Genomic DNA, 17,282 nt, shown 5'->3' with positions numbered 1-17,282 from the left:
CGCAAGATGATGCCCCTGCGATACTGGTCGGCATCTTCGTCACCTGTGCGCAAAGGGGGCGGGATGGCGAAGAAGACCGGGCGAATAGCGGAAGCATGGCGAAGCGCACGCGCGCGCGGAGCGGCGCTGCGCGGCAGGATGGCAACGCGGCTGGAGACGCGGCGGCGCCATCGCGCGCTGAAGCTGCTCGGGGTTGTGCTGGCAACGCTGCTCGCGATCCGGGCGCTGGAGCTTCTTGCGGGTTTCGACATGGTTCGAACCGGCTGGCAAGCCATCGCGGGCGGCGACTTTTTCGGCCCGGTCTTCTTCCCCGACGAAGGTGATGCCCCGCAATGGAAGGATCGGGTGCAGGCGGTTGTGCTCCTGCTCGGCCTGCCCGTCCTCTATCTCCTCTGGCATTGGCGCGACAGCAACGTCCGCGCCCAGATCGACAATCAGCGCAAGGACATCAATCTCAAGGAGTTTCAGGAGGTTCAGCTCCGCGCGTCGGGCGCCTTGCCGGAAACGCTTTCCGCAGAGGCACGCGAGCAGCTTCAGATCGCGTCGCTGCATCAGCTGCGCGGCTTTCTGCGCGGCGAATATGGCGAGAGTTTCCGGCGTCCCGCCTTTGAACTGCTTGTTGCCGGGCATGCGGCCGCGATGGAGCGTATCGGGCATTTGCAGGCGATGAACGCCTTTCGAGCTACGAAGCCAAAGGTAAACGGAGTGGGAAGGGAAATTGGCTTCAAGCTGCCAATGTTTGAGGCCAAGCTCAGTGCCGTCGATCGCGAACGGCTGAACATCCTGCGTGACGAAGCTGCGTCCATTTTCGGCGCCGATCTGCGCGAAGCGGCTTCGCTGGCCTATCCGGTTGCCGAGGGAGAGGAATTCGACTTCGGCTCGCTGCCACTTGGAGAGCGTAGGGCGTTCCTGGGCAAGTTCCGGGTGGAAAATCCCGGCCCCGGCTTTCCGCTCAACGCACGGCGGTTCGACTGGATAGATTTGTCACGTCAAACGTTTACTGCATCGCGGTCGCTTGCGCGATGCTCCTTTGTCGGCGCGGACCTGTGGCGGGCGCATCTCGAAGGCGCGGACCTGCGGGCGGACCTGCGGCGGGCGCATCTCGAAGGCGCGCACCTGTGGCAGGCGCATCTCGAAGACGCGGACCTGGGGGAGGCGCATCTCGAAGACGCGGACCTGGGGGAGGCGCATCTCGAAGGCGCGGACCTGCGGGCGGACCTGCGGCGGGCGCATCTCGAAGGCGCGGACCTGCGGCGGGCGCATCTCGAAGGGGCGGACCTGCGGCAGGCGCATCTCGAAGGCGCGTACCTGGCGCGCGCGCATCTCGAAGACGCGGACCTGGGGGAGGCGCATCTCGAAGGGGCGGACCTACGGCAGGCGCATCTCGAAGGCGCGTACCTGTGGCGGGCGCATCTCGAAGGCGCGCGGTTTGATGCCAGAACACGCCTAGCCGAGAATTGGGACGAACGCAGCGAAGCCGAGCGCAATGCCGAACGCCGCAAATGGTACGAACGCGGTGCGATCTTCGTCGATGACGATGATAAACCCACCGACCTCCCGCCCGACGACGATTCTGCCGCTCCCGCCGATGAACCCGGTTGAGCCCCCCGCGCTAATCGCGCATAAGCCTTGGCCATGCGACGTCCCTTGCCCGCCGCCGCGCTTGCCGCTGCCGTTTCCGCTCTGGCTCTCGGCGGTCTGACCGGCTGTTCGGGGCCGCGTATCATTCCTGCCGCCGCCGAGCCGCTTCCGGTGCCCACGCCGGTCGCGACGCCGTCTCCGGTTCCCGCCGCCACGCCGACGCCCGCCGTCGCGCTGCCGACCGGCGACTGGCGCGACTGGAACGTGACGCCGGGGGACTGGGTGTATCGCCAGGACGGGCGCGGCAGCATCGCGATGTACGGTCGGCCGGGGCAGGCGGCGGATTTCACCATCCGCTGCGATCGTTCGAACGGCCGGATCATCTTCGGGCGCCATATCGCGGCGGCGCCCGCCGCGGCGATGGCATTCACCGTGCGCACGTCGAGCATGATGCAGGAATTGCTGTTCCAGCCGGTCGCCGGCGAGCCTTATGTCGCGGCGATGCTGGGGCCGCGCGATCCGTTGCTCGATGCGATGGGGTTCAGCCGCGGGCGCTTCATCGTCGAAGGCAGCGGCCTGTATCCGCTGGTGCTGCCCGCCTGGGCCGAGGTCCATCGCGTGGTCGAGGATTGCCGCAAGTGACTCGCGCCGCCGCAGCCGCCCTTGCGCTGACGCTGCTGGCGGGATGCGGCGGAAATTCGGCTGACATCACCAATCACAATATGCCCGGCGGCGAAGGCTCGAGCAGCGGCGCCGCGCCGCAGCGCGAAGCGAGCGCGCCCGAATTCAGGGGCGCGCCGCTCGGGCTCGGCCGCTGGCACTATCAGGAGATGGGCGGCGAGGCGGCGGCGGTGTTCGGCCCGCCCGCCAGCGAGGCGAGTTTCGCGATCCGATGCGACAGCCATACCGGGCAGGTGCGGTTCGTGCGCGCCGGATCGATGTCCTCGGGCAACGGCACGATGCGGCTGGTGACCGATGGCGGCTCGATCACGCTCGAGGCGCGCGACGTCGATGCCCGGGTGCGGCATGTCGAGGCGCGCCTGCCCGCGGGCGACGCCTTTGTCCGCGAAGTCGGCGACGACGAAGGATCGCGCTTCGGCGTGGCGCTCAACGACGGCAAGATGCTGGTGATGCCCGACGATCCCGCGATCCAGCGCGTCATGCGCGGCTGCAAGGGCCGCTGAACCGCGCAAATCCACCGATTTCGGAAAGGGCTCGCCGCGATATTGCGGCGCAGAATTCCAGATTCGTCGAAATCCCGGGAAATTACAAGACTTGTTCTGCGACTCGCGATGATTCAATCCTTTGCACGTGCCCACCGGCACATACGTGTTCAACTAGCGAAAGGAGGTGATCCGATGTCTCATGGTTCAGCAGTGAGGTCGGTTCCGTTCGTTCGGGAGACGCGCCGCTAACTGCCTGATGGCAAAACCCGATGGGTCGAAATCTATCGGGTTCGGGGCGGGGGGTATTCTCCCCCAAGCAACGCTTCGATGCCGCAGGCGCGCGGCCCGCATGGTCTCCCGGGCTGGAGCTTCCGGCCGCTGACCATGTCGGAGGTTGCCGGGCCCCGGGAGGGGCTCGGCAGCCTCTTTCATTTTGGGGGAACGCCGTGGCAGCGGCGTGGTATCGCCGAGCCGCAAGCGTCTTCATCTCCTGTTATTGCGCATCGGCTATCCGGTCGCAGCTTCGGGGCCTCTATAAACAGGCTGCCAGAGGCACAGGGACCAGGGCAGCCGATGATCGTCAATTCGACCAGCAACACCATCTTTCCCCACGCCATGCGGCCGGAGCATCCACGGGACGGCGCCGGCTTCGGCGAAATGCTCGATCGCGAAAGGGCCGCGCGCGCTCCCGCAACCGTATCGCGGCCGCCGACGCAACCGGCGGCCGCGACGCATTTGTTGCGCGGCGGCGTTGCCTCGCCGGTCGGCGACATATCCCGCTCGAACGTCGATCTCGATACCTATTTCGATCCGCCGCCACCGGGCGGACTGGCGCAGTTGCCGCCGCTGCTGCTGCCCACGGCGGCGAATGTCGCTGCGCTTTCGCAGCATGCCTCGGCGCGCTTTCAGGGCTTTCTCGCCGCAGCGGGCATCCCGCAGGCGCCTTCGCACATCGATTACGGCACCGACGGCGCGATGCAGCTCCCCGACGATTATCCCTATGCCGACGCACTGCGCGATGCCTTTGCGGAAGACCCGGCGATGGCGCGCGAACTCAACGCGCTGCATGGCATTGCCGACACCTATGAAGCGATCAAGCCGAGCCTGGCGTTCAGCGAGGAATATGGCGCGGCGAAGAACAAGGCTGCGGCCGATGCGATCCTCGCCAGATACAGCGAGCTGTTCGACGACAATCGCCGCTATCCCGAAGTCGTGCTGAATTTTGCCGCTGACGGGGCGCTGTTGCTATCGTCTGGCGGGAAGCCCGTGCAGCTCGAGGCCTGACGCCTCAAAACACCCGCGGATCGAAGATCGACCAGCCGGTGCGGTGCACCAGTCGTTCGAGTGCAAGCGTGCCGAGTTGCGAATTGCCGCGCTCGTTCAATCCCGGCGACCAGACCGCGATGCTCGCGATCCCCGGTGCGACCGCCAGGATGCCGCCGCCGACCCCCGATTTCCCCGGCAGGCCCACGCGAAAGGCGAATTCGCCCGATCCGTCATAATGGCCGCAGGTGAGCATCAGCGCGTTGATACGTCGCGCGCGGCGGGCGGAGACGACATTGTGCCCTGTTTCGGGGTTGCGCCCGCCATCCATCAGATAGCGACCGGCCCGGGCGAGCTGGCGACAGCTCATCGTCAGCGCGCAATGGTGGAAATAGACGCCCAGCACACGCGCGACTTCCCGGTTGAGATTGCCGAAACCGCGCATGTAATGCGCCAGCGCGATGTTGCGATGGCCGGTCTCCAGTTCGGCGCGCGCCACGGCGTCATCGATATAGATGGCGTCGTCGCCCGCCAGCGTGCGTACGAAGCGCAGCATCTCGCCGATCGCCTCGCGCGGTTCGCCCCGGCCGAGCAAGATGTCGGTAACGACGATCGCACCGGCGTTGATGAAGGGATTGCGCGGGATGCCGTGTTCGCTTTCGAGCTGGACGATAGAATTGAACGGCGTGCCGGAAGGCTCCACCCCTACGCGCTGCCAGAGCTGATCCCCGACCGCGCCCAGCGCGAGCGTGAGCGCGAAAACCTTCGAAATCGACTGGATCGAAAAGCCCATATCGCCGTCGCCCGCGACATATTCGCGGCCGTCATCGGTGACGATCGCGATGCCGAACCGCTTGGGATCGACCGCGGCGAGCGGCGGGATATACTGCGCGACGGTACCGCGATCGGGTGCGTCGGCCATTTCCGCGGCGATATCGGCAACGATGGCGGCTAGATCGGGCATGGCTCTATCATAGGGGGGCGACGCGCCGCCGGGATCAATCGTAGATCATCACCGCGACCGACCAGACCAGCCAGACCAGCAGTGCCCAGAGGACCAGCACGATCACGATTCCGCCCCAGGCAACGGGCAGGCGCGATTCCCTTTCCGCCTTGGCGCGATATTCGGCGAGCAGCGCTGCGGGGACCATCTTCTCGAACAGCCAGATGCCGAAAGGGATCAGGATGGCGTCGTCGAGCAGCCCCAGTATGGGGATGAAGTCGGGAATGAAATCGATCGGCGAGAGCGCATAGGCGGCGATCACCAGCCCGAACAGCTTGGCCGTCAGCGGCGTGCGCGGATCGCGCACTGCCAGCCAGACGGCGTGCGCCTCTACCCGGATGCGATGGACGAGTGACGGAGCCATGCTTGCGGCATCGCGCGGGGCGGGGCGGGGGTCAAGCAGGGAATGAAGCGACGGCAATTCCTCCTCCCCCCTCCGAGGGGGGAGGAGCTTTTCGATTGTACGCGCTTACAGCGCGGCTTCGGTGTGACGGCCGACTTCATCGGAATCGACTGTCTTGCCGGTCATCATCTTGAAGAAGCCGGTGACCGAGCTGTCGGCTTCCCAGATTTCGGCGGTGTCGAGCTCGAAGCGGAGCATCATCAGCTTGGGATCGTTGCGGCCGCCCTCGAACCAGGCCTCGACCATGTTCGACCAGTATTTGTCGACGATCGCCGGATCCTTTTCCTCGACGATCCGGCCCTTGATGCACGCGAACAGCTTGTGATCCTTCGATGCGAAATGCGCCATCGCGGGGCCGCCGGGCGCAAGCCGGTTGGTCTTGGTGGTGTAGAACCAGAATTCGCTGTCGGCGTCCTTGTCGAGGATCGCGGTCATCGGCTCGAAATGCTCGCCGCTTTCGGTCAGGCCAACCATCACCAACGGATTGTCGGCCATCTTCTTCCACATGTGATTGCGGATTTCCTTGGTTTCGTTCTGGTCAGTCATTGGGTCCTCCTCGAATTGCTTTCGGGGAGTTCAACGAAGCTGACGCCGACAATTTCCATTGGCGCCGAAGGGCTTGGCGCTCAGTCGGTGGTATAGCGCAGCAGCGTGAGCAACCCCGCTGCCGCCGCCAGCCCCGCCGCGATCAGCAACGGCGCGGCGCCCAGCCCCAGCCCGGCGGCCAGGATGATGCCGACCAGTGACGCCCCCATCGTCTGTCCCAGCAGCCGGTTGGTGGCGATCATGCTGCTCGCCGCGGCGGTGCGGTCCATCGGCGCCGAGTGGAAGATCATCCGCGAATTGGGCGAGTAGAAGAGTCCAAAGCCGATCGCAGTCACGCTTAGCCGCCAGGCGAAATCCCATGCCGGCGCATCGTTCGCCACCAGCATCAGCAGGATCATGCCGGTCGCGGCGAAGCACATGCCAATCATGCCCAGGATCGAGGATTTTACGCGATCCGACAGCCAGCCCGCCGTCGGCGAAACGACCAGCATCGTCAGCGGGAAGGGGAGGATCAGCAGGCCGACCTCGTCGGGCGAATATCCCATGCCGCGCTGCAGCCGGAAAGGCAGCAGCACCAGCATCGCCGCCGATGCCATGAACGCGAAGATCCCGGCGATGGTGGCAAGCCCGATCGTGCGCCGGCGCAGCAGATCGACCGGGAAGATCGGCCGTGCGCGCGCGCCCTGACTGCGCACGAAGAACAGGCCCGAGACCAGCCCCAGCACCGCAAGCGGCACGCCGAGCGCGACCGAGCCGTGAATGGCGATGTCGAGCCCGCCGATCAGGGCGCCGAAGGTCGCTGCGCTCCACAGCCCGCCCTTCCAGTCATAGCGGCCGCCCGCCATTTCGGGATGCGGCAGCGCGCGGCCGATGGCGAGCGAGAGCAGCGCGAAGGGCACCGGCGCGACGAACACCCAGCGCCAGTCGAAATGTTCGACCAGGAACCCGCCCAGTGTCGGCGCCAGCGCGGCGGAGGAGGCGGCGACGACACTGTTGATGCCAAGCCCCCCGCCCAGCGCCCGTGCGGGATAGATGAAGCGCAGCATCGCCGTCGCGACGCTCAGCGCCATCGCCGCGCCAAGCGCCTGAAACCCGCGTACGACCAGCAGCATCGCGAAACTGTCGACCAGGAACGTCGCCGCCGATGCCAGCGCGAACACGGCCTGCCCGGCCTGATAGACGCGGCGCAGCCCGAACTGCTCGCCCAGCCCGCCAAAGGGCAGCAGGCACATCACCAGAACGAGCTGGTAGAGCGTGACGACCGAAACCACTGCGCCTTCGCCGATGCCCAGATCGTCGGCGATCGTCGGCAGCGCGACATTGGCGATCGTGCCGTCGATCATGAACAGCGCGGTGCCGAACGACACCGCGATGATCGCCCAGATCCGCCGGGGAAGCGGCAGGCCTTCGGCCTCGGTTGTCTGGCTGGCGGCTTCGGTATTCTGGCTGGACGGCATTGTGCGCTGCGGTGACCCTATCGATACGGCGTTGTCAATCGTCTGGCGCACCGAACCGTTCCTGCGGCCTTGCGGCACGAATTGCGGCAGAGCGAATCGGATATCGGTTCAGCCGTGGCCGAATGACCTGCGCGCTGTGGTTCGCGGAATCGCGCTGCGATAGGGCTCGTTTCCTCGCCGCAATGTCGCGGCTGGTTTCGGGAGTGAAAGATGAAACGGTTTCTGGCCCTGGGATGCGCGGCGTTCGGCATCTGTCTGGCGACGCCGGCGGCGGCGCAGATTTCCGCGGAAGGCAATGTGGCGAAGCTGGATGGCGACTGGGGTGGCGAGATCGGGCTGGGTTATGATGCCCCGCTGGTGCCGGGGCTGGTGGATTTCAGTATCGGTGGCGGCACCTTCATCCATGACGGGCAGGACGATACCGAAGTCGACCTCTATGCCCGTGCCGAGGCCAAGGCATCGGTAGCGGACACGTTCGCGCTGGGCGCCGGTGCGCGGTTCGGCGGCGATCTCGATTTCTACGGCACGGTCGAAGTGCCGCTGTCGCCGCTGCTCAAGCTCAAGGGCAATGTCGGTGCCGATTATTTCGCGGCGGGATTGCGCTTCGGCTTTTGAGGGCGAAGGCGCTGCCGGCGGCTATTCGGCTGGCGATGGATCGGCACCCGTGGGCAGCGCGTGCGATGTCCCGCTCGTGCTGTCCTCGTCGCTGCGCGGATCGGGGCCGTGCCGATTGGGGCCGGTCGTCCCCGGCAGGAAGATCAGGACCAGCAGCAACACCATGCAAACCGACGACGATATCGCCAACAGATAGCCCCAGCCTTCGGCGGGCCGAGCGGTGATGGTGAAGAAGGACAGCGTAAAGCCATCGCCCTGCGGCAACAGCGATGCTGCGATGATGCTCAGTCCTGCAGCCGGATAGAGCAGTAGCCACAAGGGCGATCGATCGGCGTCCCGCAAGCGTCGGACGAGCAAGGCGACCAGCGGCAGGTACAGGAGGTATCGGGCGCTATCGAGAACCGTATGTTCGTTCAGCTCAATTCCGAAGGCGGCGGCTATCCAGATGCCGACCAGCAGCAATATGCCCAGCAGCATCGAGACGATCCAGAAGCCGACCACTTCGGAACGCGTCGAACGCCCGTGAAAGCGGAACGTATCGCGATACGCCTTGAGCCCCAGATGGCCGAGGCTCGGTTTGCGATAGCCTTCACCAGCCATGCGCCGGAGCGTGCGCACGGCACGCCCCGGCGTCAAGCGCTTACAATACCTCGAACAGCCCCGCCGCGCCCATGCCGCCGCCGATGCACATCGTCACGACGACATGCTTGGCGCCGCGGCGCTTGCCTTCGATCAGCGCGTGGCCGACCATGCGCGCGCCCGACATGCCATAGGGGTGGCCAACCGAAATCGCGCCGCCGTTGACGTTGAGCAGCTCGTTGGGGATACCCAGCTTGTCCTGGCAATAAAGCACCTGCACCGCGAACGCCTCGTTCAGCTCCCACAGGCCGATATCGTCCATCTTGAGATTGTATTTCTCGAGCAGCTTGGGGATCGCGAAGACCGGGCCGATGCCCATTTCGTCGGGCTTGGTGCCCGCCACTGCCATGCCGACATAGCGGCCGAGCGGCGTGAGGCCGCGCTTTTCGGCGGTCTTTTCTTCCATCAGCACGCTCGCCGCGCTGCCGTCCGAAAGCTGGCTGGCATTGCCCGCGGTGATCGTCGCATCGGGGCCCATCACCGGCTTGAGCGACTGGAGGCCTTCCAGCGTGGTTTCGGGGCGGTTGCCCTCGTCCTTCGCCAGCGTCACTTCCTTCTGGCTGACTTCCTTGGTCTCCTTGTCCGTGACGTTCATCGTCGCGGTGACGGGGACGATTTCATCATCGAACTTGCCCGCTTCCTGCGCGGCGGCGGTGCGCTGCTGCGACTGGAAGCTGTATTCGTCCATCCGGTCGCGGCTGATGCCATAGCGCTTGGCGACCACTTCGGCGGTCTGCAGCATCGGCATATAGGTATCGTCGTGCATGCCGATCAGCTCGGGGTCGGGCTGGACGCGCATCTGCGGCGTCTGCACGGTCGAGATCGATTCCTGGCCGCCGCCCAGCGTGATTTCCATATTGTCGGTGACGATCTGCTTGGCGGCGGTGGCGATCGCCATCAGGCCCGACGCGCATTGCCGGTCGACCGACATGCCCGGCACCGTCACCGGCAGGCCCGCGCGCAGCAGCGCGAGGCGGGCGGGGTTGGGCGCCTGGCTGCCCTGCTGGAGCGCGGCGCCCCAGATCACGTCCTCGATTTCGGCCGGATCGATCCCGGCGCGCTCGACCGCGGCCTTGATGGAATGCGCGCCCAGCGAGGGGCCGAGCAGCGCATTGAACGCGCCCTTATAGGCACGGCCGATCGGCGTGCGGGCGGTGGAAACGATGACTGCGGAACGCATGGTCCTTATTTTCCTTCTGTTGCTGCCCCGCCCGCATGGGGGAGGGGCGTGGTGATCAAACGTAAATCAGCGTGATCCACTCGGCGATCAGCGCCGGTTTCTCTTCGTCCTCGATCTCGAGGACATATTCGGTGACGCGTTCCCAAACGCCCGGCTTGCGCTCGACCAGCTTGCGCGTCGTGAATCGCCCGCGTACGCGCTTGCCCGAGCGGACCGGGGTGAGGAACCGCACTTTGTTGCCGCCGTAATTGATGCCCATTTTCAGGCCTTCGATCGCAGGCTCGCCTGATTTTTCCGCGAGCATTCCCATCAGCGAAAGCGTGAGGAAACCGTGGGCGATCGTGCCGCCGAACTGCGTCTGCGCGGCGCGTTCGGGATCGACATGGATGAACTGGTGATCGCCGGTCGCATCCGCGAACTTGTCGATCATTTCCTGAGAAACCTCGACCCAGTCGGAAACACGTTGTGTTTCCGTGCGTTGGGCTAGTTCCGCGATCGTTACGGTCTCCACTGGGCTTTCGCCTCCATTGCCTTTCGCCTAGGCGCGGAAAGCAGATAGAGGCCGGGACAGGTGTCTCGCAAGCCTTCAACCGACTCAAAGATGGAAAAACACTATGGACGCTACGTCGGCCGCACGGAAATCCATGATATCTCTGCACCGGGCTTCCGAACCCGATGTTCTAAAACCACTGATTTCCCGTGCGCGACTCGATTCGGACGAGCGTTCGCGAACGCTCGGCTATGCCGCCGGGCTGATGGCGGACCTGCGCGAGGCGCAGCATAGCGGCTGGGTAAACCAGTTCCTGCAGGAATATCGGCTGAACACGTCGGAAGGCATTGCGCTGCTCAGCCTTGCCGAGGCGTTCCTGCGCGTTCCCGACCCGACCACCGCCGACCTGCTGATTTCGGACAAGCTGGGCGAGGCCGACTGGAAATCGCACAGCGGCAAGTCGAGCTCGCAGATGGTCAACTCCGCGACCTGGGGTCTGGTGATGGGCCGCGCGCTGGTCGGCGAGGGCGAAAGCGGCCCGCTGCGCCGCCTGCTCTCGCGCGCCGGCGAACCCTTTGTCCGCCAGGCGGTCGGCGCGGCGATGCGGCTGATGGGCGAAGTGTTCGTCATGGGCCGCACCATCGACGAAGCGCTCAAGCGGATGAAGAAGCCCGAGAACAAGGGTTTCGTCGCCAGTTTCGACATGCTCGGCGAAGCCGCGCGCACGCAGAAGGACGCCGAACGCTATTACGCCGCCTATCGCAAGGCGATCCAGGCGGTGGGCAAGGAATCGAAGTCCGGCCATTCGGTGTCGGTCAAGCTGTCGGCGCTCCACCCGCGCTACGAAGTGCCGCAATATGACCGTTGCGTGCCGGAACTCACCGACATGCTCGCGCATCTGTGCCAGCTCGCCGCCGATCGCAATGTCGCGCTGACCGTCGACGCCGAGGAGGACGAGCGGCTCGACATGAGCCTCGACATCATCGAGGCGGTGGCAAAGCGCCAGGAGCTGCGCGACTGGGACGGGTTCGGTATGGCGGTGCAGGCCTATGGCAAGCGCGCCAATGCCGTGATCGACTGGGCGGACTCGCTCGGCCGCCCGATGAACGTCCGGCTGGTGAAGGGCGCCTATTGGGATACCGAGATCAAGAAGGCGCAGGTCGAGGGGCTGAGCGGCTATCCGGTGTTCACGCGCAAGGCGGCGACCGATGTCTGCTATCTCGCCTGCGTCCGCGATCTTCTGGAAGCGAAGAATCTGCGTCCGGCCTTCGCCAGCCACAATGCGCTGACGGTCGCCACCATCCTCGAATGGGCGGGCGACCGCCGCGATTTCGAGTTTCAGCGGCTGCACGGCATGGGCGAGGGGCTGTACGAACGGCTGGTCCGCGAACGCGGCTATGACTGCCGCATCTATGCGCCGGTCGGCGGGCACAAGGATCTGCTCGCCTATCTCGTTCGCCGCCTGCTCGAAAACGGCGCGAACACCAGCTTCGTCCACCAGATGGGCGACGACAGCCTGTCCGAGGAAGAACTGCTTGCCGATCCCGTCGAGCATATCGAATCGGTCGCGCGCACACGCCATCCCGGCATTCCGCTGCCGGTGGACATGATGGTTCACTGGCGCAACAGCCAGGGGATCGACCTCAAGGATCGGCCGATCCTGCTCAAGACTGCCAGCGATATCGAGGCAGTGCCGTTCGAACCCGAAGGCACCGACGCCGTGCATGCCGATCCGCTGCACCCCAGCGGCCGCGCCCGCAAGGCGATCGAGGCGGCGCGCACCCCCGACGACGATGTCCATGCCGCGATCACGCGCGCGCAGGCCGCCTATCGCGACTGGGAGCGTACGCCGATCCATGATCGCGCGACCACGCTCGAACGCTTCGCCGACCTGCTCGAGGAAAACCGGATCGAGCTGATGGCACTGTGCGTCAAGGAAGCGTTCAAATCGATTCCCGACGCGCTGGCCGAAGTGCGCGAGGCCGCCGATTTCTGCCGCTATTACGCCTATCAGGCGCGCACCGATCTGGCCCCGCGCACGCTGCCCGGACCGACCGGCGAGCGCAACGAGCTGAAGATGGAAGGGCGCGGCACCTGGGCGACGGTGGCGCCGTGGAATTTCCCGCTCGCCATTTTCGTGGGCCAGAACGCCGCCGCGCTGGTGACGGGCAACACCGTCGTCGCAAAACCCGCGCCGCAAACCCCATCGATCGCACGCAAGGTGGTCGAGATCGCGCATGCGGCCGGCATTCCCGAAGATGCGTTGAACCTGGTGACGGGTGGCGCGGATGTCGGCGCCGAACTGGTGTCGGACAATCGCATCGCGGGCGTCGCCTTCACCGGATCGACGGCGACGGCAAAGCGCATCGCGCACACCATCCTGGTCGACGAGGAGCGCCCGATCATTCCGTTCATCGCCGAAACCGGCGGGATCAACGCGATGATCGTCGATTCCACCGCGCTGCCCGAGCAGGTGGTGGCCGATGTCATCACCTCGGCGTTCAAGTCTGCCGGACAGCGTTGTTCGGCGATGCGCCTGCTGCTGCTGCAGGAGGACATCGCAGAGGAAATGGAAGAGATGATCGCGGGCGCAATGGCGACGCTGATCATCGGCGATCCGGGCGATCCGGCGACCGATGTCGGGCCGGTGATCGATCGTTCCTCCTATGACAAGCTGATGGCCTATCGCGAAACCATGCGCCCGCGCTGGCTGGCGACGACGCATGTGCCCGAGGAAGGGCTGTTCGTGCCGCCGACGATGATCGGGCTCGATTCGATGGACGATCTCGACAAGGAATGGTTCGGCCCGATCCTGCACGTCGCGACCTGGAAGGGCGGCAAGCTCGCCGAAACGATCGAACGCGTGAACGCCAAGAAATACGGTCTGACGATGGGGCTGCACAGCCGCATCGCGCGGTCGGCGGAAATCGCCGAGGATCTGGCACGGATCGGCAATCTCTACGTCAACCGCAACATGGTTGGCGCGATCGTCGGGTCGCAGCCGTTCGGCGGCGAAGGCATGTCGGGCACCGGGCCAAAGGCCGGTGGTCCGAACTATCTGCCGCGTTTCTGCGCCGAGCGGGCGATTTCGGTCGATACGACCAGCGCGGGCGGCAATGCCAGCCTGCTCAATATGGACGAAAGCTGATCCACGCGCGATCCGCGCCGTCGTTCAGGCGGCGCGGATCGTGTCGAGAAAGCCGCGCACTTCGCCCGACAGGCTGTGCGCATCCTGCCGGAGCTGCGACGCCAGATCGCGCAGACCGGCGGCATCGCGCGAGGCATGCTGTGATGTCGCGCCGATCGCTTCGACATCGCTGTGGATGATGTTGCACCCCTCGGTCGCTTCCTCGACATTGCGGGCGATGGTGCGGGTCGCGGTTTCCTGCCGCGCGACTTCGCCGCGTACCGACTGGGCCAGGTTCGCCATCGTGGCGATGGTGCGGGCGATTTCGGCCTGGCCTTCGGCGACGTCGCCGATGCCAGTCTGCATGTCGCCGATATGGCGCGTAATCCGCTGGGCGGCATTGCCGGTCTGCGCCGATAGCTGTTTGACTTCATTGGCGACGACGGTGAAGCCGCGCCCGGCATCGCCCGCGCGCGCCGCTTCGATCGCCGCGTTGAGCGCGAGCAGGTTCACCTGGCGCGAAATGTCGCTGATCAGGCCGATTACCGAGTCAATCGATTCCGCCGATCGGAGCAGTGCCTGCGCCCTTTGATCGCTGGCCGCGACGCTGCGCTGGGCGGCTTCGGCCGCCGCGCCCACGGCATCGCCGTTGCGTGCGATCTCCTCGAGCGCAGTGGCGATCTCGCGCCCCTGGCCGGCGATTTCGGCAAGGCTGTCGCTCGATTGCGACGCGGCGCTGGCCAGCGTCACGGCCTTGTCGCCGGCGGTGGAAGCGCGCGATGCCGTTGCGGTGGCACTGCGTTCGATTTCGCCGGACAGTTTCGCCAGCCCTTCGGCAAGCGCGCCGATTTGCCGTTCGAACCCCTCGCTCGCCCGCTCGATGCGATGCGCGCGCGAAGTTCGTGCGCGCGCGAGCTGGACTTCGCGTTCGGCGGCGAGATGTACCAGCCGCCGATTGCCGATCACGCCGAAAATCCGCCCGTTCCGCGTCAGCACCATGCCGTCGGTACCGCCCGAACCGCGATAGCGCTCGATCAGATCGGCGATGCCCAGCGATATCTCCGCCGTCGGACAGGGTTTGAGATGCGGCGTCAGATCCTCGCCATAGGCGGGGTTGCGCAGCAGCGCATGACCGAAGGGATTGAGCAGCAGGCGGCGAACGTCCTTTTCGAACAACGCGCCGATGGGCCGCAGATCGTCGTCCACCACGGGCATCAGCCGAAGATCGCTGTTGTGCCGGAACAGCGCGACTGCGGCGAGCAGCGGCTGGTCATGCGCGATCCGCGGCGCCGATCGCTCGGCGTCGGACAACCAGCTTCCGGGCGGCGTCTCTTGTGCGTCGGAATGCGTCTGATCACGAAACATATGGCGGATTTGATAGGCTTGGCTGGTAAATGCGGCCTTAGCGTGAGGTTACAGTTCGGCGACAGCGATCGATTCTTTCGCTTCGCTTGCCCCGACAGGAACGTGAGACTAAAGGACCCGGCGTGACGGGTTCCCGAAAGGGATCAAAAGGGAAGTCCGGTGCGCGGCGGCGATGCCTCCGCAATCCCGGCGCTGCCCCCGCAACTGTAACCGGCCAGCCCGGCGCCATTCGCCACTGAAGGACACTTCGGGAAGGCGGCGCCGCCAGCGATGACCCGGGAGCCAGGAGACCTGCCCTTCACGGTCGATTCCTTTGCGCGGGCGGGGTGCACCGGGCGAACGAGGCGAAAACCCTCGAGCGAGCGACGCCAAAAGGGAGTCGCCGATGCCGAGGATGCAAGGCGACTCGTTATTCGAGGTGTCTTGTAATGAAGAAATTTCTCCTGTTTCTGTCGACCCCGCTGGCGTTGCTGCCCGCGATGCAGGCGCATGCGCAGAGCGCCGACGATGATGACGTGATCGTCGTCGCCACCGGCGTCGCGCAGCTGGCGAGCGAAGCCGGCCGTTCGGTGACCGTGCTCGACCGCGAAACGATCGAGACGCGGCAGAAAGTGTCGCTCTCCGATCTGCTCGCCACCACCACCGGCGTCGGCGTGACGCGCAATGGCGGCCCTGGGGCTGTCACCGCCGTCCGTATCCGTGGCGCGGAGGATGCGCAGACGCTCGTCCTGATCGACGGCGTGCGCGTCAACGATCCTTCCTCGCCCGGCGGCGCCTATGATTTCGGCAATCTGCTCACCGGCCCGGTCGAACGCGTCGAAGTGCTGCGCGGCCCCAACAGCGTCGCCTGGGGCAGCCAGGCGATCGGCGGTGTCGTCAATGTCGTCACCGAAACCCCTACTGACGGCTTCCATGCCCGCGCCAATGCCGAGTACGGCTACGCCGATCAGGTTTCGACCAACGCGACGATCATGGGCGGCAGCAGCGATATCCAGGGCGCGCTCACCGGCGGCTATTTCCGCACCGACGGAATTTCGCAGGCGGCGAGCGGGACCGAAGCGGACGGCTATCGCCAATATGGCGCCAGCGGTCGCCTGAAGGCGCGGATCACCCCCAATCTGCGTGCGGAGCTGCGCGGCTACTGGGCCGACAGCAAGCTCGAACTCGACGGGTTTCCGGCGCCGACCTACGCCTTCGCCGATACCGAGGAATATTCGACCGCGCAGGAGCTTTACGGCTATGCCGGGCTGACCGGCGATTTCGGGCCGACGACGCACCGCATCGGCTTTTCGATCGCGGACATCAATCGCGACAATTACGATCCCACCGTCAGCGCGGCGCCGCTCTATCTCTATCGCGGACGCAGCGAGCATTATTCCTATCAGGGCCAGATCGGCGCGCCGATGGCGCGGCTGGTGATCGGCGCCGATCAGGACAATCAGCGCTTCTACGATGGCGCCGCGACGTTCAGCGCCAACATCACCAGCGTCTATGGCGAAGCGATCGTCACGCCGATGATGGGCCTCGCGATCACCGCGGGCGTGCGCAATGACGATCACAGCGGTTTCGGCGGCCATGTCACCTGGGGCGCGAACGTGGCCTACAGCCCGATGCCGGGCACCCGGCTTCACGCCAGCTATGGCGAAGGCTTCAAGGCGCCGACGCTCTATCAGCTCTATGCGCCCTATTACGGCACGGCCACGCTCGAGCCGGAAACCGCCGACAGCTGGGAAGTCGGCGCACGGCAGGATCTGGTCGACGGCAAGCTTTCGCTAGGCGCGACCTGGTTCCAGCGCGACACCACCAACCAGATCGATTTCGACAGCGTCACCTACACTTATGCCAATATCGCGCGGACCCGTGCCGAAGGCGTCGAACTCGAAGTCGAAATCCGCCCGAACGACCGGCTGACCTTCACCGGCAACTATACCTATACCGACGCCGAAAACCGCTCGGCGGGCTATGTCGGCAACGATCTCGCGCGGCGGCCGAAGGATATCGCAAGCGTCTCGGCCGACTGGGAAAGCCCCTTCGGCCTCAAGCTCGGCGGGACGGTGTCGATCGTCGGCGACAGCTATGACAATGCCGCCAACACCACACGGCTCGACGGCTATGCGCTGGCGAGCATCCGCGCCGAAATGCCGCTGACCGATCGCATCGCGATCTACGGCCGCGTCGAAAACCTCACCGACGAAGACTATGAAGTGGTGAGCGGCTACAGCACCTATGGCCGCGCGGCATATGCCGGCGTCCGGTTGCGGCTGGATTGATGCCAGAGAGGGTCAGCCTTTCCTTCCTTCCCTCCCTTTCAGGGAGGGGAGGCACGGCACATTACCCGTTCGGTTCGAGCAGCCATCGAGCCTGTCGAGATGGCGCCCGTCGAGAACCCCGTCCGGCGTGTCTCGACACGGTTTCTCGACTGCGCTCGAAGCCTGCTCGACACAAAC

The 17,282-nt window shown here is 65.5% G+C and carries 15 protein-coding genes and 1 riboswitch; of the genes, 7 read left to right on the top strand and 8 right to left on the bottom strand.

What is annotated here, in order from left to right; translation table 11 throughout:
* The first annotated feature begins 63 nt into the window (after window positions 1-63).
* From G5C33_RS17160 to G5C33_RS17145, 4 genes are all read left to right on the top strand, one after another.
* Window positions 64-1,602, top strand: a complete 1,539-nt coding sequence (locus G5C33_RS17160) for a pentapeptide repeat-containing protein (RefSeq protein ID WP_206518586.1) — start codon at window positions 64-66, stop codon at window positions 1,600-1,602.
* Between the two features lie 33 nt (window positions 1,603-1,635).
* Window positions 1,636-2,223, top strand: a complete 588-nt coding sequence (locus G5C33_RS17155; RefSeq protein ID WP_165328257.1) for a hypothetical protein — start codon at window positions 1,636-1,638, stop codon at window positions 2,221-2,223.
* A complete protein-coding gene (locus tag G5C33_RS17150) occupies window positions 2,220-2,765 on the top strand; it encodes a hypothetical protein (protein WP_165328256.1) in 546 nt (181 codons plus the stop codon). The genes G5C33_RS17155 and G5C33_RS17150 overlap by 4 nt, the downstream gene beginning before the upstream one ends.
* Before the next feature lie 555 nt (window positions 2,766-3,320).
* A complete protein-coding gene (locus G5C33_RS17145; RefSeq protein ID WP_165328255.1) occupies window positions 3,321-4,031 on the top strand; it encodes a hypothetical protein in 711 nt (236 codons plus the stop codon).
* 4 nt (window positions 4,032-4,035) lie between these two features.
* On the opposite strand, the gene G5C33_RS17140 is transcribed toward G5C33_RS17145, so the two are convergent.
* From G5C33_RS17140 to G5C33_RS17125, 4 genes are all read right to left on the bottom strand, one after another.
* Window positions 4,036-4,974, bottom strand: coding sequence for a glutaminase (locus tag G5C33_RS17140; protein WP_165328254.1), 939 nt, complete (start codon window positions 4,972-4,974; stop codon window positions 4,036-4,038).
* Window positions 4,975-5,008: 34 nt separating this feature from the next.
* Window positions 5,009-5,377 carry a YkvA family protein gene (locus tag G5C33_RS17135; protein ID WP_165328253.1) on the bottom strand — a complete coding sequence of 123 codons (369 nt, stop codon included), beginning with the start codon at window positions 5,375-5,377 and terminating at the stop codon, window positions 5,009-5,011.
* A 105-nt stretch (window positions 5,378-5,482) separates the two neighbouring features.
* On the bottom strand, window positions 5,483-5,962 hold the full coding sequence (locus G5C33_RS17130) for a pyridoxamine 5'-phosphate oxidase family protein (RefSeq protein ID WP_165328252.1): 480 nt from the start codon (window positions 5,960-5,962) through the stop codon (window positions 5,483-5,485).
* An 80-nt stretch (window positions 5,963-6,042) separates the two neighbouring features.
* The gene (locus G5C33_RS17125; RefSeq protein WP_165328251.1) at window positions 6,043-7,419 is read right to left on the bottom strand and encodes an MFS transporter; all 1,377 of its coding nucleotides are present in this window, start codon (window positions 7,417-7,419) and stop codon (window positions 6,043-6,045) included.
* 210 nt (window positions 7,420-7,629) lie between these two features.
* On the opposite strand from G5C33_RS17125, the gene G5C33_RS17120 reads away from it, so the two are divergent.
* Complete coding sequence (locus tag G5C33_RS17120; protein WP_165328250.1) at window positions 7,630-8,034, top strand: hypothetical protein; 405 nt, start codon at window positions 7,630-7,632, stop codon at window positions 8,032-8,034.
* Between the two features lie 21 nt (window positions 8,035-8,055).
* Here G5C33_RS17120 and G5C33_RS17115 read toward each other — a convergent pair whose 3' ends face one another.
* Genes G5C33_RS17115 through G5C33_RS17105 form a run of 3 tightly spaced genes read right to left on the bottom strand, consistent with a single transcriptional unit; the run spans window position 8,056 to window position 10,364 of the window.
* A complete protein-coding gene (locus G5C33_RS17115) occupies window positions 8,056-8,634 on the bottom strand; it encodes a DUF805 domain-containing protein (RefSeq protein ID WP_165328249.1) in 579 nt (192 codons plus the stop codon).
* A gap of 40 nt (window positions 8,635-8,674) precedes the next feature.
* The gene (locus G5C33_RS17110) at window positions 8,675-9,853 is read right to left on the bottom strand and encodes an acetyl-CoA C-acyltransferase (protein WP_165328248.1); all 1,179 of its coding nucleotides are present in this window, start codon (window positions 9,851-9,853) and stop codon (window positions 8,675-8,677) included.
* 55 nt (window positions 9,854-9,908) lie between these two features.
* On the bottom strand, window positions 9,909-10,364 hold the full coding sequence (locus G5C33_RS17105) for a MaoC family dehydratase (protein WP_165328247.1): 456 nt from the start codon (window positions 10,362-10,364) through the stop codon (window positions 9,909-9,911).
* 103 nt (window positions 10,365-10,467) lie between these two features.
* On the opposite strand from G5C33_RS17105, the gene putA reads away from it, so the two are divergent.
* Window positions 10,468-13,491 (top strand): bifunctional proline dehydrogenase/L-glutamate gamma-semialdehyde dehydrogenase PutA, encoded by a 3,024-nt coding sequence (gene putA, locus G5C33_RS17100; protein WP_165328246.1) that lies wholly within the window; start codon window positions 10,468-10,470, stop codon window positions 13,489-13,491.
* 24 nt (window positions 13,492-13,515) lie between these two features.
* Here putA and G5C33_RS17095 read toward each other — a convergent pair whose 3' ends face one another.
* Window positions 13,516-14,835, bottom strand: coding sequence for a methyl-accepting chemotaxis protein (locus G5C33_RS17095; protein ID WP_206518585.1), 1,320 nt, complete (start codon window positions 14,833-14,835; stop codon window positions 13,516-13,518).
* Window positions 14,836-14,945: 110 nt separating this feature from the next.
* Window positions 14,946-15,148, top strand: a riboswitch (cobalamin riboswitch).
* 115 nt (window positions 15,149-15,263) lie between these two features.
* Between G5C33_RS17095 and G5C33_RS17090 the strand changes: the two genes are divergently transcribed.
* The gene (locus G5C33_RS17090) at window positions 15,264-17,105 is read left to right on the top strand and encodes a TonB-dependent receptor plug domain-containing protein (RefSeq protein ID WP_165328245.1); all 1,842 of its coding nucleotides are present in this window, start codon (window positions 15,264-15,266) and stop codon (window positions 17,103-17,105) included.
* The last annotated feature ends 177 nt before the right edge of the window (window positions 17,106-17,282 follow it).

It is taken from the genome of Sphingosinithalassobacter tenebrarum (assembly GCF_011057975.1).
GTDB classification, from domain to species: Bacteria; Pseudomonadota; Alphaproteobacteria; order Sphingomonadales; family Sphingomonadaceae; genus Sphingomonas; species Sphingomonas tenebrarum.
Note: the sequence above shows the minus strand (reverse complement) of the source record. Positions and strands in the feature narration are given on the sequence as shown.